Origin of the sequence: uncultured Paraglaciecola sp., assembly GCF_963977085.1 — a bacterium.
Taxonomy (GTDB): Bacteria; Pseudomonadota; Gammaproteobacteria; order Enterobacterales; family Alteromonadaceae; genus Paraglaciecola.
Map to the genome: position 1 here is coordinate 106,034 of NZ_CAXBNC010000008.1, position 14,556 is coordinate 120,589.

The window sequence follows — 14,556 nt, forward strand, 5'->3', positions numbered from 1 at the left end:
GTCCTTTATTTCTTGGTGTTATTTTTATACAGGTCTTTAAACGTTTGAATAAGACTTATGCGTTGTTGTTCGGTTTGTTCTTTAATGGCTTTGCCTTGATAACCTTTGGCAACAATTGCTTTGATGTCGACTTTTGCTGCTGCTTCATAAGCTTGCCAAATATACTCGGCGTTTTTGTATTCGCAGTTTTCAAAAGTGGTTCTACCTCTGGCATCGGCTTTACAGGTCAGTAAAACATCTGCAAATCGTTGTGGTTTGCGCCATACGTCACAGCGATTTAGCATATTCAGAAGGGTACTGGCTTTGAGTTCAAAAGCTTGATGAATGTGGGTGTGATATTCGCTGACCATTAAACCCAGTTCACGGCACTCGTTTGGTGCTTTTAGGCGATCGCAAAGTGTGTTAACCAGATCCAATCCTAACTTTTCATGGCCCCTATGGGATGGCCATTTTTCTTGTGGGGTAACCCCTTTTCCTAAATCATGGACTAAGGCTGCGAATCGCACGCTAAGTTTATCTGAAAGTGCTACAGCTTGTTGTAACACCATCATAGTATGAATACCTGTGTCTATTTCAGGGTGCCACTTTGGCGGGTTAGGTATGCCCCACAGCACATTTATCTCGGGAAACCAAACAGCTAGGGCGCCGCAGGCTCTTAGGTTTTCAAAATACACTTCTGGATGAGACTCTAACAGACTGCGTGCCGTTTCTTGCCATACACGTTCGGCGCTTAGGGAGGTGAGTTCGTCATTAGCGACTATGGTTTGCATCAGCTGCATAGTTTCCGGCGCGATGCGAAAGCCCAAGTTGTGGTATCGGGCTGCGAATCGAGCCACCCTTAAAACACGTAATGGGTCTTCTACAAAGGCATTTGATACGTGACGTAAAAGTTTGTTGTGTAAATCTTCCTGGCCGTTGTAGGGGTCGATGATATTACCTTGGTCATCCATTGCCATGGCATTGATGGTGAGGTCGCGGCGCAATAAATCATCTTCTAGACTGACGTTGCTCGACGCATCACAGCTAAACCCGGTATAACCAGCGCCTATTTTACGTTCGATACGGGCAAGGGCGTATTCTTCTTTGGTTTTTGGGTGCAAAAATACTGGAAAGTCAGCACCAACAGATTGATAGCCTTGAGCCAACATTTGTTCAGGCGTGCCGCCTACCACCACCCAATCTTGGTCTTTTATGGGGCGACCAAGCAACTTGTCACGTACCGCGCCACCCACTAAATAAGTTTGCATAAAATCTTAGAATGTTTCATTAAAGGTATTATGCCTTAGACTCAAGCCTTGCAGAAGGTGTGCGACATAAAAATTAACAATAGTCTCTTTGACAATATACAGTGAACTGGTTAGTTTAGGCGGTATATTCATGCAGTTTTTTTCACGGACTTGTCTACCTAACTTATGTATCTCAGCTATTTTGGATTATCCGATAATCCCTTTTCTATTGCCCCCAATCCCGACTATTTGTATATGAGTCCTCGCCATAAAGAAGCCTTGGCTCACTTAACTTTTGGCTTGCGTGAAAGTGGTGGTTTTGTGATGTTAACCGGTGAAGTTGGCACAGGCAAAACCACTGTGTCGCGCAAGCTTATGCAGCAATTACCGGAAAACACCCAAGTGGCGATGATTTTAAATCCTACTTTGTCGGCGTTAGAATTGCTGGGTACAATTTGTGACGAGTTAGGTATTGAATACAAACGTAAACATGCCAGCCTTAAATATTTTACCGATCAAATTCTCAACAAGTTAGCGAATAACCATGACCACGGTGTAAATACAGTATTGATTGTTGATGAAGCGCAGCATTTATTACCCGAAGTATTGGAACAGTTGAGGTTATTAACCAATCTAGAAACCAATCGCGAAAAGTTATTAAAGGTGGTGTTGATTGGCCAGCCTGAGCTTCAGCAATTACTAAAGCGTAATGAGTTACGTCAGTTAGCGCAGCGAATCACCGCCCGTTATCACCTTTTGCCTTTGAGTTCTTCCGAAGTAGGATCTTATATTGCCCATAGGTTGGGTGTGGCCAATGGTGATATCAGCATGTTTTCAAAAGCCACTATTCGCGCTGCCTTTGATATTACTGGGGGGATCCCAAGGGTCATCAATTTATTGTGTGATAGAGCCTTAACGCTGACTTTTACTAAACAGATGGCCGTGGTGCCGCAACATATTTTTGTGGCTGCGGCGCAGCAAATTTTAGGTGAGGATGTGGTGCAGCAGCGACAGGGTAAACGCTGGACCTATATCTTATTAGCTTTGTTTTTGGCCGCCACCGCCCTTGGTTTTACAATAGGGCAATTCAATGCTTAAACAACTAAATATTCGAAACTTACAGCCTGGTATGGTGATTGTTAGGGTCACCGAGCAAAATGGGCCCGTTAAAATTAAGAAATCAGGTTTAGTCACTAGCCAAGATATGGTTCAGGGCTTGATAGAAATGGGGATCCAACAAGTGGAAGTGGATCTTGACCAAACTGTTGAAGTAGAAGTTGAAGCGCCCAAAATTAAAAAATCAACAACCCGTAGAATGCTTGAAAGCAACAAAGTCACCCATGCTCGACCTCAAGATGATTTGCCAGATCAATTTCATCGCAATTTATATTTGCCTTCGGTACAAGATATCCCATCGCCTTGGCAGTTTTATACAAAGCGTTATGTGTTAGCAGTCTTTATTGTAATAGGTGGTTTGGGGTTCGGCTGGACTTTGGCCAATTATCAACTGTTACTAAACTTATTCAGTTCACAAGCTGAACAGCCACCCGTGAGTGTTGTTGCACCTGTTAGTACTTCATTAGGTCAAGCAAGCAAACAACTGGATAATACCCTTGTAGCTGCAACTCAAGTTGATACAGGCCAAGACATAAAGGCGAGTAAAGAGGCGGATGCTACAGAGCAACAAATCCCTTCGCAGCAGTTGACTAAAACTGCTACTGAGCCAAGTAACACAGAAAAAAATGATTCAGTAAAAACTGACATTGAAGAAACTGACGTAGAACAAAGTATTGCTAAGCCTATTGAGGCCGAACCGAAAATTTCAGCTGATGTATTAGCCAGGTTTAAAAAAGCCATGTCCGATGTTGATGACTCGCCAACTGCCGCTACGCCTGTTGAAACTATATCTAGCGGCAAAAACGTACCACGCATAGATCAACTGCCTCCCTGGGCGATGACAAGATTACCGAGCATGGCGTTTTCAGCACATATGTATGCATCTATTGAGTCAGAGAGATGGGTCAGAGTAAACGGCATAAGAATGGTTGAAGGAGATAAGATTGATGACAAGGTTGAAATTGTGCGCATTGAACCTCAACACGTCATCTTAAACTTTTCTGGACAAACTTTTTCTATGGCTGCCTTAACTGATTGGTAGGTTCTTCAGATAGAGCGACAACAATAGTGTTGCAGTTATGTATTGAAAAATGAGTGGTGTAAGAACTCTGACAAACGGATCCCAAAATCATCAGGTGAAACACTTGCCACTATTTCATCGTCTACTTTAGTTAGGTCAATTTGCACGACTTCATCTAACTGAGTGGTTAAGTTATAAAAAACCATGACTACAGGCGATAAGGGGGACAAAGGATTAAGTCGTATTACCATAGCGAGTTTGCTACTGGCTAGTTTGACTAAAGAGCCGATAGGGTTTGCACCTATGCAGCCAATAAATTGACTTAATAATTCTTTGTCTAGGCCTAAGTTTTCATTCTGCATTTTTATCAAAGCATCGGCGGGTCTAGATGCTTCACGGTAGGGTCTGGTGGTGATTAACGAATCGTAGGTATCGACTATGGCAGCCATTCTGCCGTATTGGGAAATTTTTTCACCGCGCAGTCCGTCTGGGTATCCAGTGCCATCTAATCTTTCTTGATGTTGCTTGATAACCACAAGACTCACCTCATCTACATCCTCAATGGGTTCCAGTAACTGCAAGGCTATGTCTACATGACGTTGCATTCTAAGGGTGTCTTGGGGTGATAAACTGCCGGCTTTTTGGGTTAACAAAAGAGGCAATTTCACCATGCCGATATCCATCAGCAAGGCACCTGCACCTAGATGCTGTAAAGTGGTGTTTTCGATTTTAAGTGCACGGCCAAACATCACCATCAATATGGCGCAGTTGATACTGTGTTCTAAAAAATATTCGTCATTCTGTTTCAGTAAAGTGGTAATCGCTAAGGCATCATCACACTCAAAGGCTTTATTGACAATTTGTTGAGTAATGTTATCAATCTCTTCTAGATCCGCTATTTTGCCTTTTGCCACACGTTTTATCAAACGTCCTTGAATGAGTTTGGCTTGGTCATGGAGTGCAAGAGAATGTGCCAATTGTTGGTTATAGCTCAAGCCAGAGGCGTTAACATAGGTGTCATCATTGTCTTGGTGGCTGGTAAGGTGGGTGCTTTTTGATATATCAATTTGAACTTGTAAAATTCCTTTTTCAGCCAGCTCAGTAATATCCTGCTCGTCATTCACTTTGCCAGCAGAGGCGACTTTAATTTTACCCACTTGTTTAGTTACCCTAATAATGAACATACCAGGTAAAAGCGCGTCAATATTTATCAATTGCAGCATGATTGCATTCTCACGATGAACAGATGTCCAAGTCTTAAAGAGTATAGGTTTTCCGTCAAGTCGGATTCGAATAAAACTGTGGACATTGACGTTTTTATGTTAGAAATGCCGAGGAAAATCTGGGGCAAATATCAACCAAAGGATAGTCGTTTGTACACACCACATTTTAAGCTGAAAACCCACCTCATTCACTTGTTGGGTATGCCACTGTTAGTCTTTTTGATTTTTTATTCACAGCAAAGTGGGGCGCAGTCTGACGCAAGCAGAGGGAAGATTAAACTAGCAACAGGTGCCGGGTATTCTCCTTTTGTTGATAGCAAACTGCCGGAGGGTGGATGGTCAACTAGTTTGGTGAAGCAGACCTTTAATAAAATGAACCTACTGACTATTGTTGATGTTTTACCTTGGAATAGAGCATTAAAATGGACCCAAGAAGGAAAAGTTTTGGGGGCTTTTCCTTTTGTTTACTCAAAGCCACGATCTGAATTGTTTTTGTATTCAACGGCAATTAATTATGTGCCTGTGCATATGTACGTGGCAAGTAACGCTCGATTTTCATCCCCTGAGCAATTGCAAAACAAACGTTTGTGTTTCCCTTTTAGTTACAGTTTAGATCCCCTTGAACAAGGCATTGTTGATAAGTATCAAATGTCGATTAATCGAGTCAAAGACGGTATTGGCTGCATCAAACATGTACAAAAAGGATGGAGTGATGCTGGCTTAACCAATGGTTATATTCACGCAGAGAAGCTGCCAAAAAATGCGGCTAACGATACTTCTATCGTTATTTTTCCCGAACAGGTGGCATTAGTGCCTTTGTATTTAGTTATCAGTAAGGATTATGCTAATGCGCAACAATGGATAGAAGAATTTAACTATGCGTTTAATCTGCTGCAAAAAAGTGGCGCGAAAGCGGCGACCGAACAACGGTATCTTGAATTGATCGACAATCTCTAGTTCTCTCCTTCATTCATTATTTATTAAAAGAGCGTTGTAAACGTTTTCATTGTTGTTAATTTTTTGTGTATAGTCTGCACATTATCAATAGCAAAGTGAACAACGAGATAAAACTATGCAGCAAGGTTCTTCAAGTCAGCCGTTATCTTTTGGTGAAAAAGCCGGATACGCAGTAGGCGATACCGCCAGTAATTTATATTGGGGAGTGTTTAGCGGCTTTCTTCTTTATTTTTATACTGACGTGTTTGGATTATCTCCTGCTGCGGTTGGCACTATGCTGCTAGTGACTAGAATCATTGATGCCTTTACCGATCCTATGATGGGGGCTCTGGCCGATCGCACAAAAACTCAATTTGGTAAGTTTAGACCTTACTTATTATGGGGGGCTTTGCCTATTGCCTCGGCAGGTGTATTGACATTCACTGTGCCTGATTTAGACGAAGGCGGTAAGTTACTCTATGCCTATGGCACTTATATATTAATGATGTTGGCGTATACCTTTATCAATGTGCCTTACGGGGCATTGTTAGGGGTGATGACCTCAAATTCCCAACAACGTACTATGCTGACTAGTTTTCGTTTTATTGGAGCTTTTTCAGGAGGCATTTTTGTTTCCCAGTACACCTTGAAGTTAGTTGAATGGTTCGGTCAAGGTGATGAAAAACTCGGCTGGCAGTTAACTATGGTTTTGTATGGTGTCATTGCAATTCTACTTTTTGTTTTCACTTTTTTAGTCACAAAAGAACGAATCAAAGCGCCACAAAAAGAGTCCACCCCGATTAAACAAGATATTCTTGATTTGTTTAAAAATAAGCCATGGGTGGTGCTGTTTTGTTTGGCTCTTATCGTTATGGTCACTATTACATTACGCGGTAGTTCAGGCACTTACTACTTTAAATATTACGTTGAGCGTGAAGATTTAATTGGCGACTTTCTAACTATCTATATGATCTCTTTAGCAATCGGCGCTGCCAGTACACCGCTACTGACCAAGTTTTTAGATAAGAAAAAATTACTAATGGTATTGATGAGCGCGGTAGCCGTACTGTCGATACTTTTCTATTTTGTGCCCAAAGAGCAAATATGGTTAATATTTAGCATACATGCTGCTATTGGTTTGTGTTTAGGCCCTAAATCTCCGTTAGTTTTTTCTATGTATGCAGATACGGCCGATTATTCGGAATACAAAACCGGTCGCCGAGCAACGGCCATGATTTTTTCAGCTGCGGCGTTTTCGCAAAAGTTAGGTGGTGCTGTAGCAGGGGCAATGATTGGATGGACCCTTGGTGCACTTGGCTACGTGGCTAATCAGGCGCAAACCAGTGGATCAGAACAGGGCATTCTTTTACTTATGACAGTTGTCCCCGCTATTTTTGCTGCTTTAGCTGTATTTGTGGTGCGTTTTTATAGCTTAGATGAGGCGCAAATGAAGATGTTGCATTCAGCGCTAAAATACGACCAATAAGTAAGGGCTCCTGATGTTGAAAATTGATCAAAATACCTTGGAATGCCTTGATGGTGGCGCTCGCTATGTTTTAAAAAGTCCTAAGTTACTGCCCAATGCTAGTGGCTTTCTATGGAACAAAAACATGCTTATTCAGGCGAATTGTCGCGGTTACGCTATTGCACAATTTATGCAGCCTGAAGCGGGTAAATATGTATCTGGACCTGCGCTTGAGGCAAAAACCTTTATGCAACCCGAACAGCCTTATTATGCCCACCATCCAGGGCGTTTTGTGTATGTCAAAGATAATACCAATGGTGTTCTGTTTTCAGGGCCTTATGAGCCTGTGCGAGCCGACCTTGATAGATTTGCGTTTATCCCAGAGCCAGATCAAATCACTTGGCTATCTGAGTTTAATCAGATTCGACTCACTTTATGTTTACGTTTGCCAACAGAAACCGCAATTGAATGTTGGCAGGTGACAGTCGAAGACTTGTCAGGTACTGACAGAGATTTGAGTATTTACCCGTATTTTCCTATTGGATACCGCTCATGGATGAATCAATCGGGGCAGTTTGAACCTGAGATAAATGCGCTGGTGTGTCGTAGTATTGAACCTTATCAGAAAGTACAAGATTACTTTAAAAATCAGTCGCTGCATGAGCTGACGTTTTTGGCTGCGGATAGACTTGTTGATGCATGGGAGACCAGTCAGCAAGTATTTGAAGGTGAGGGAGGATTACATTGTCCGTCTGCCACTCAACAGCCCTTGTTAAACAACAGTAGTGCTAACTATTGTACACCTACTGCCGTTATGCAGTTTAATGTGTCTTTGCAAGCAGGGCAGTCTACAAACGTTAATTTGTTGTTTGGTCCTGGCAAGGATCAACAACAGATCGGTGAATACATCGAGCAATTTTTGAGTCATGCTGCCCAAACTTTTAACCAGACTGCATGCAAATATCAGGCTTATTTGAAGCAAGGTCAGGGAGTCATTCAAGTCAATACGCCAGATGTCGAGTTTGATGCTTATGTTAATCACTGGATGTCACGGCAGCTTTATTATCATGGTGATGTGAATCGTTTAACTACTGATCCACAAACCCGTAATTATCTGCAAGATAATATGGGCATGGCTTACATTAAACCCCAAGTCAGCCGTGATGCTTTTATTCTTGCTCTTAGTCAACAGCATTACAGCGGTGAAATGCCCGATGGTGTATTGCTTAAAGAAGGTGCAGAACTCAAATATATTAATCAAGTGCCCCATACAGATCACTGTGTTTGGTTACCTATTTGTTTAAAAGCCTATTTAGACGAAACCGCGGATTATGGGTTGTTGGATCAACAAGTGGGTTTTAGTGATTCACAAGATTCAGCCACAGTAGCTGAACATATTGTTAAGGCAATGCATTGGCTGGATAAAAGCCGTGATGCACGTGGTTTAAGTTATATCAATCAAGGTGATTGGTGTGATCCCATGAATATGGTGGGCTATAAAGGCAAAGGGGTGTCTGCATGGCTCAGTTTAGCGTCGGCATATGCCATTAATGTCTGGGTTCAGATTGAACGAGATGCTTTTGGTTGTGTCTCTAATGACGGGCAATATTTAATAGGGCAAGCTGAAAAAATTAATCAACAAGTTAATCAACATTGTTGGGCCAGGGATAGATTTGCCCGAGGCATTACTGATGACGGTAGAGTGTTTGGCACCGATAAAGATGATGAAGGTAAGATATTCCTGAATCCACAAAGTTGGGCATTTTTAAGTGGTGCGGCGAACAAACAACAAGTCCCTTTGATGCTGCAAGCTATTAAGCAAAATTTAGACACCCCATACGGTTGTATGATGCTGGCGCCTTGTTATACACAAATGGTGGAAGACATTGGCCGTGTTACTCAGAAATTTCCAGGTACCGCCGAAAACGGCTCTGTATATAATCACGCGAATGCATTTTATGCCTACAGTTTGTATACATTACGAGAGGGCAATCTGGCTTTTGAGCAACTTAAAAAGATGTTGCCCGACCAAGACAGCATGTTACAACGTGGACAACTGCCTTTGTTCATTCCTAATTATTATCGTGGCGCGTTTTATCAATATCCAAATGAAGCGGGGAAATCGAGCCAATTATTTAATACGGGTACAGTGGCGTGGTTTTATCGTTGTTTAATTGAAAACTTATTTGGTGTGGTAGGGTGTAAACAAGGTTTGCGTATTGCACCGCATTTGCCAGATGCTTGGCAAACAGCCCGCATTACCCGAAAGTTTAGAGGCGCAACCTTTAATGTGACTTACACTAGAAATCGCGAGCTATCAGAGCAGCGCTTGATAGTAAACGGAGAATGTATTGCAGGGCAAATTATCAGCGATATTCAAGCAGGTAAAACATGGGACGTGACGGTTGAGCTACCTTTACCATAAAGGGTAGTGCAACCATCTATTGCCTCGACTTAGTTTATCCATCCCTTTAACTTAGCGTTAACTGTTAGCCAAACGAGAAAGAGTGCAATGACTATTACCATCAGGGGCAAAAGTGCGCCTCCAGGACCATATAACTCGTAGGATTGGGTGAGAACAAAAGCATGAAACATTTGCACTATTACACCAACTAGGGAAATTAACAAAAAAGCTAAGGCTATGCTTTTTTTCAACGCTAATGCAATACAGCCTAAAGTGCCAGCAAACACCGCAAAACCAAAAGCAATGTTTACCCAAAACGGAATGTTTTGAAGTAATAGCTGTCGTTTTTCGGGCAGTGCCGCTATTTGTTCTGCGGTCATTGCCATTTGCTGCAAAAAAAGCATGACTCCAATTAGATTCCAAACAGTGAGAACAATCGCTAAAATAACAAACCAAATGGGCGCAGTGGTATTAGGGTTATTCATTGTCACGTTCATTGGAATTCTCTCGTTAAATCATTAACTCGAAGTTTAACATTAACAAATGGTTAAATATTAGGCGAATTTACATTTTCACTATTTCAAATAGCGGATTGAATAGAGTCGTTATTTTCTTCACACTATTTCGTATTACATAAAGATAGGTCAATTTGATGAGTATTTTAGGATCAGCAGTAATTTTTTTAGCCGCCACTGTGATTGCGGTGCCTATTTTTAAGAAGTTTAAGTTAGGTGCAATATTAGGCTACTTAGTCGCAGGCTTGGTGATTGGTCCCCAAGTGATGAATTGGGTCAATGATCCTGCCACCATATTACACTTTGCAGAGTTGGGGGTGGTGCTACTGTTATTTGTGATTGGCCTAGAATTACAGCCAGAAAAACTGTGGGGCATGCGCAATCAAATTTTATTTACAGGTGGTGGACAACTGCTGATTAGCGCCTTAGTGATTGGACTTATTCTGCATTACTTAATGGCATTTTCTTTGGTGATTTCACTGGTAATAGGTTTGTCTTTGGCTTTGTCCTCTACGGCTTTTGCAGTGCAGCTTATGACTGAACATCGGATTCTTAAATCGCCACCTGGTCAGCAGGGCTTTTCTATCTTACTCATGCAAGACTTAGCAGTCATTCCAATCTTACTGCTAGTGGAACATCTCTCAACCACTACTAATACTGAGGCCCCAGCGTGGTGGGTGGGCGTATTAGCGATAGTTGTCGTTTTAGCCGTAGGGCGTTATTTAACTAACCCCTTTTTACGTATAGTGTCTAAGTACGGTAGCGAAGAGGTGATGACAGCAGCAGCACTGCTTATTGTTATGGCGACGGCTATTGGCATGGAGGAAGCAGGACTATCGATGGGAATGGGAGCATTTGTGGCGGGTATGTTGTTAGCCAATTCTAGTTTTCGACATCAGCTTGAAACTGAAATAGAGCCCTTTAAAGGTTTGTTACTTGGCTTGTTTTTTATTGCCATAGGTATGAACTTAGACTTAGGGATTTTAATGTCTGAGCCCCTTTTTATTGTGTCAGCAAGCCTGCTACTGGTGTTAGTTAAAACTCTGATTATTTTCTCGGTGTTTAAATTAGCTAAGCAAAGCAACACTGATGCTTGGCGCGTCGCTTTAATGTTATCCCAAGGGGGCGAATTTGCTTTTGTGGTAATGGCACAAGCTGCAAGTAACGGCATAATACCGCTGCAAATTAGTAGTGAGGTGACATTAATTGTGGGGATATCTATGGCGTTAACGGCACCTTTAGTTATTTTGCATAGTTTATGGTTTACCAGTAAAAACTGCCCGGCTGTTTATGACTCTAAGGCTGAACTGAGTGAGCCAGAAGTACTGATTGCTGGGTTTGGGCGTTTTGGTCAAGTATCTGGCAGGATCTTAGCCGCCAATAATATTCCTTTTACTGCACTGGATAAAGACGCAGAACATATTGAGTTTGTGAAGCAGTTTGGCAATAAAGTGTTTTTTGGTGATGCTTGTCGACTAGATCTATTAGAAGCAGCGGGGATTGCACACGCTAAAGTGCTTTTGGTGGCAGTGGATGATGAAGACGACGCCTTAAAAATTTCTGAGTTAGTTAAAGAACATTTTCCAGAGGTTAAGATAATTGCTAGGGCAAGAAATCGATTCACGGCAATTAAACTATCTAATCTCGGTATTCATACTAATGTCAGGGAAGTTTTCTCGGGCGGGTTAGAAGCCGCTTATATGCTGCTACAAGCCTACGGGCTAGGCGATGCCGAAGCCAAAAGTTTAATCGATATATTTGCTGCTCATGATAAACACTTGTTAGAAAATACCTTGATGCAAAATATGGATTTTGAGGAACTACTTAAAATCAGCAAACAAGGGCGCTTAGAACTGCAACATTTGTTTGAAGAAGATAAACAAAATATGGATTAATTCACTATAGGGCTTCCATTGGCTTTCGCTGCTTTTACTTGGCTAGACCTTGCTTATCTGGCATATTTGACATTCGTTTCGATTAAAAATAGAGCGTAATATGAAATGCACGGCTTGTAGTAAAGGCACACTTAATCCCAGCTTTATCGACGGTTTATTCAGGGCGCACACCTGCTCAGATTGTGGTGGCGATTGGATTTTAATTGAGGATTACGCTGCATGGCGTGAACGCCATCCTAATTATGAATTTGCCAAAGATATCCAATTCGAAGAAGTGGAAGCTTTAGAGAAAAAGCACGCGATATTGTGTCCAGTTACTCACACTATAATGCGTAAATTTAAGATCTCAGCGCACAATAGTCATAGACTGGATTATAGTTCGGCCATAGGTGGTTTATGGTTAGATAAAGGTGAATGGGAATTATTGATCCGTGAAGGGTTAGCCGGCAGCCTCAATGCATTAGTAACTGATTCTTGGCAACGAAAAATTCGCCAGGACAGTGCCAAAGAACACCTCAGTGATATTTACCGTGATAGGTTTGGTGATGAAGCGTATACCAAAGTAAAAGAAATGCGTGATTGGCTACAGTCGCAACCCCATAAAGCCGACTTACGTGCTTATTTAATGGCCGAAGATCCCTATTCTGCTAGGCGTTAACGCTAGTGCAATTCATCACCTAAATTTGTTGTTTATCTTTCGTGCATTCGCAAACCAACGAAAGATAAACAAAAACATTGTCTAAGCAAATTATCACATGCACGAAAATTTTTAGGCGTCATTATCGCTATCGTGATTTAGCGAAGAGCCTGTTCTAATCTTTTTTGATAACCTTAATTTCGTCAGTTACTTATTAATAAATAAAAAATAGTAAATTTTTAAGTAATAAACTCTGACACTCTGCCACTAACTATGCAAAACAAATAATCGGATTACAGAATTTAAATGGGAAGTGACTTTTACCAATTATCTATACTGCCGTTTGCGGGAATTATCATTAAAATCTGTCGCGCTTATACCAATAGCCAAGAAGATTTTGAAGATTATTACCAAGAAGTCTGTCTGCAAATTTGGCGCAGTAGAGATAACTTTAACCAAGAAAGTGCATGGTCAACGTGGATATATCGTATCTCACTCAACGTATGCCTGACTTATTTAAAGCGACGCAAGAATGGCGACAAACAAATAGTGTCGGACTCTTTACCTGAAGAAGTGATTGATGACAGCAAGGCATTTGTAAGCGATGAAATTAATCAATTGTATGCTGCCATCAAACATTTATCTGAAACAGACAGAGCCGTTATTTTGCTTTATCTAGAAGAAAAGTCATATGAAGAAATAGCCGAAATTATTGGCAGTAATGCCAACAATATTGGTGTGCGTATCAAGCGAATTAAAGACAGGCTTAATAAATATATCAATCCAGAGGGCTAACACATGAGTAAATCAATTGAAGTGATGTGGAAAGAAGGTTTTGTGAACGAGGCACATTTGTCAGCCCCTAAAGTAAATGATTTATATAATCGCAAGTCACAGAACCTAGTAGACAAGCTACTAAATATGTTTGCAGTCAATATTAAAGCCATAGTCTGGGGCTGTGTAGTTATGCTCATTATTATGAGTCTTGTTGGTGCACCATTTTTGGGATTATATATTTGTTGCTTACTTGCTCCAATAGTCATCATAGCTAAGAAGGAGCTTAAAAAATCTGTAGATTTGTCAAAAGGTCAAAGCAGTTATGACTATATTGTGACTTTTAATCACTGGTTAAAAAATTCGATAAAGGTGTATTCAGGTTATTACAGAATATTCTATCCACTGTTTTTTCTTGGCATGGCCACTCAAGCGATTGTGAGTAAAGCGGGGGGTAAATTGATTGCATTATTACTTGAAGTATTTCCAACGAGTCTAATTATTCTGGGGCAACCCTATTATATTTGGGTTGCTTTAGTAGTGGGTATGGTTTTTTTTGCTAGATACGCTGAAGCGATTTATCAATGGGATCTCAATATGGTGTATGGCCACCAGTTTAAAAAGCTAGAAGAGTTAATTGCTGATATGGAAGAGTTGAGAAAGTAATGATTTAGCCATAATAAAAAACGGCTCTAAAAGAGCCGTTTGAATTGATAGCTGCATTTACGCTTTTTGCCACTCGGGCAAGTTATTCTCAAAAGCGGTAATTTTATCGTCTAGCTCTAAGGTTTGACCAATTGCATCTAAACCCTTTAACAAGTTGGTTTTATGCTGCTCGGCAATGTCAAAATTAAAACTTAGTTCGCCCACAGTGACTTTTTGTTGTTGCAAGTCTACTGTGATTTGCGCAGCAGCGTCATTTTCAACCAAATCAAAAAGTTGATCCATTTGGCTACTGGTAAGCTGAACAGGTAATAATTGATTGTTGATACAGTTACCGTAAAAAATGTCTGCAAAACTAGTGGCAATAACCACCTTAAAACCATAGTCGTCGAGCGCCCAAGGGGCATGTTCACGACTTGAACCACAACCAAAGTTTTCTCGGGTCAGCAAGATACTGGCACCTTGGTGTTCTGCCTTGTTGAACACAAAGTCAGGATTGGGCACTTGTTCATGTTGGTCGAGGTAACGCCAATCATGAAATAAATGTTTACCGTAACCACTGCGCGTTACTGCCGTTAAGAATTGTTTAGGGATAATTTGGTCAGTATCCACATTGGCTTGATTTAGAGGCATAGCCGTACCTGTATGGATATTAATTCCAGCTGTTGTCATGATGGATTC

Annotated in this window: 13 protein-coding genes; 9 read left to right on the top strand and 4 right to left on the bottom strand. The window is 41.2% G+C overall.

What is annotated here, in order from left to right:
* Nucleotides 1-5: 5 nt before the first annotated feature.
* Complete coding sequence (locus tag AAC000_RS11580) at nucleotides 6-1,247, bottom strand: multifunctional CCA addition/repair protein (protein ID WP_339722850.1); 1,242 nt, start codon at nucleotides 1,245-1,247, stop codon at nucleotides 6-8.
* Between the two features lie 165 nt (nucleotides 1,248-1,412).
* On the opposite strand from AAC000_RS11580, the gene AAC000_RS11585 reads away from it, so the two are divergent.
* A complete protein-coding gene (locus tag AAC000_RS11585) occupies nucleotides 1,413-2,324 on the top strand; it encodes an AAA family ATPase (RefSeq protein WP_339722852.1) in 912 nt (303 codons plus the stop codon).
* A complete protein-coding gene (locus tag AAC000_RS11590) occupies nucleotides 2,317-3,384 on the top strand; it encodes a general secretion pathway protein GspB (protein ID WP_339722854.1) in 1,068 nt (355 codons plus the stop codon). Before AAC000_RS11585 ends, AAC000_RS11590 begins: the two co-directional genes overlap by 8 nt.
* Before the next feature lie 35 nt (nucleotides 3,385-3,419).
* Here the strand turns inward: AAC000_RS11590 and AAC000_RS11595 are convergent, their stop codons facing one another.
* Nucleotides 3,420-4,586, bottom strand: coding sequence for an HD domain-containing phosphohydrolase (locus AAC000_RS11595; RefSeq protein WP_339722856.1), 1,167 nt, complete (start codon nucleotides 4,584-4,586; stop codon nucleotides 3,420-3,422).
* A gap of 78 nt (nucleotides 4,587-4,664) precedes the next feature.
* On the opposite strand from AAC000_RS11595, the gene AAC000_RS11600 reads away from it, so the two are divergent.
* The 3 genes from AAC000_RS11600 (at nucleotide 4,665) to AAC000_RS11610 (ending at nucleotide 9,412) form a co-directional block, all read left to right on the top strand.
* Nucleotides 4,665-5,543: an ABC transporter substrate-binding protein gene (locus tag AAC000_RS11600; protein WP_339722858.1), complete on the top strand. Its 879-nt coding sequence runs from the start codon at nucleotides 4,665-4,667 to the stop codon at nucleotides 5,541-5,543.
* Nucleotides 5,544-5,658: 115 nt separating this feature from the next.
* On the top strand, nucleotides 5,659-7,008 hold the full coding sequence (locus AAC000_RS11605) for an MFS transporter (RefSeq protein WP_339722860.1): 1,350 nt from the start codon (nucleotides 5,659-5,661) through the stop codon (nucleotides 7,006-7,008).
* A 13-nt stretch (nucleotides 7,009-7,021) separates the two neighbouring features.
* A complete protein-coding gene (locus AAC000_RS11610) occupies nucleotides 7,022-9,412 on the top strand; it encodes a hypothetical protein (protein WP_339722862.1) in 2,391 nt (796 codons plus the stop codon).
* A gap of 29 nt (nucleotides 9,413-9,441) precedes the next feature.
* Here AAC000_RS11610 and AAC000_RS11615 read toward each other — a convergent pair whose 3' ends face one another.
* Nucleotides 9,442-9,888 carry a hypothetical protein gene (locus tag AAC000_RS11615; protein WP_339722863.1) on the bottom strand — a complete coding sequence of 149 codons (447 nt, stop codon included), beginning with the start codon at nucleotides 9,886-9,888 and terminating at the stop codon, nucleotides 9,442-9,444.
* Nucleotides 9,889-10,043: 155 nt separating this feature from the next.
* Here AAC000_RS11615 and AAC000_RS11620 point away from each other — a divergent pair, with 155 nt between their 5' ends.
* The 4 genes from AAC000_RS11620 to AAC000_RS11635 all read left to right on the top strand — a co-directional run bounded on the left by AAC000_RS11620 (nucleotide 10,044) and on the right by AAC000_RS11635 (nucleotide 13,878).
* On the top strand, nucleotides 10,044-11,801 hold the full coding sequence (locus AAC000_RS11620; protein WP_339722865.1) for a monovalent cation:proton antiporter-2 (CPA2) family protein: 1,758 nt from the start codon (nucleotides 10,044-10,046) through the stop codon (nucleotides 11,799-11,801).
* A gap of 100 nt (nucleotides 11,802-11,901) precedes the next feature.
* On the top strand, nucleotides 11,902-12,459 hold the full coding sequence (locus tag AAC000_RS11625; protein ID WP_339722867.1) for a zf-TFIIB domain-containing protein: 558 nt from the start codon (nucleotides 11,902-11,904) through the stop codon (nucleotides 12,457-12,459).
* A 285-nt stretch (nucleotides 12,460-12,744) separates the two neighbouring features.
* Nucleotides 12,745-13,233: an RNA polymerase sigma factor gene (locus AAC000_RS11630; RefSeq protein ID WP_339722869.1), complete on the top strand. Its 489-nt coding sequence runs from the start codon at nucleotides 12,745-12,747 to the stop codon at nucleotides 13,231-13,233.
* Between the two features lie 3 nt (nucleotides 13,234-13,236).
* A complete protein-coding gene (locus tag AAC000_RS11635) occupies nucleotides 13,237-13,878 on the top strand; it encodes a hypothetical protein (protein WP_339722871.1) in 642 nt (213 codons plus the stop codon).
* Nucleotides 13,879-13,935: 57 nt separating this feature from the next.
* Here the strand turns inward: AAC000_RS11635 and leuD are convergent, their stop codons facing one another.
* Complete coding sequence (gene leuD / locus AAC000_RS11640) at nucleotides 13,936-14,547, bottom strand: 3-isopropylmalate dehydratase small subunit (RefSeq protein ID WP_339722873.1); 612 nt, start codon at nucleotides 14,545-14,547, stop codon at nucleotides 13,936-13,938.
* Between the last annotated feature and the right edge of the window lie 9 nt (nucleotides 14,548-14,556).

Coding starts and splice junctions, on each gene's coding strand:
- AAC000_RS11590 (WP_339722854.1), top strand. CDS start 2,317: ATGCTTAAACAACTAAATATTCGAAACTTACAGCCTGGTATGGTGATT.
- AAC000_RS11620 (WP_339722865.1), top strand. CDS start 10,044: ATGAGTATTTTAGGATCAGCAGTAATTTTTTTAGCCGCCACTGTGATT.
- AAC000_RS11630 (WP_339722869.1), top strand. CDS start 12,745: ATGGGAAGTGACTTTTACCAATTATCTATACTGCCGTTTGCGGGAATT.
- AAC000_RS11615 (WP_339722863.1), bottom strand. CDS start 9,888: ATGAACGTGACAATGAATAACCCTAATACCACTGCGCCCATTTGGTTT.
- AAC000_RS11610 (WP_339722862.1), top strand. CDS start 7,022: ATGTTGAAAATTGATCAAAATACCTTGGAATGCCTTGATGGTGGCGCT.
- AAC000_RS11605 (WP_339722860.1), top strand. CDS start 5,659: ATGCAGCAAGGTTCTTCAAGTCAGCCGTTATCTTTTGGTGAAAAAGCC.
- AAC000_RS11625 (WP_339722867.1), top strand. CDS start 11,902: ATGAAATGCACGGCTTGTAGTAAAGGCACACTTAATCCCAGCTTTATC.
- AAC000_RS11585 (WP_339722852.1), top strand. CDS start 1,413: ATGTATCTCAGCTATTTTGGATTATCCGATAATCCCTTTTCTATTGCC.
- leuD (WP_339722873.1), bottom strand. CDS start 14,547: ATGACAACAGCTGGAATTAATATCCATACAGGTACGGCTATGCCTCTA.
- AAC000_RS11580 (WP_339722850.1), bottom strand. CDS start 1,247: ATGCAAACTTATTTAGTGGGTGGCGCGGTACGTGACAAGTTGCTTGGT.
- AAC000_RS11595 (WP_339722856.1), bottom strand. CDS start 4,586: ATGCTGCAATTGATAAATATTGACGCGCTTTTACCTGGTATGTTCATT.
- AAC000_RS11635 (WP_339722871.1), top strand. CDS start 13,237: ATGAGTAAATCAATTGAAGTGATGTGGAAAGAAGGTTTTGTGAACGAG.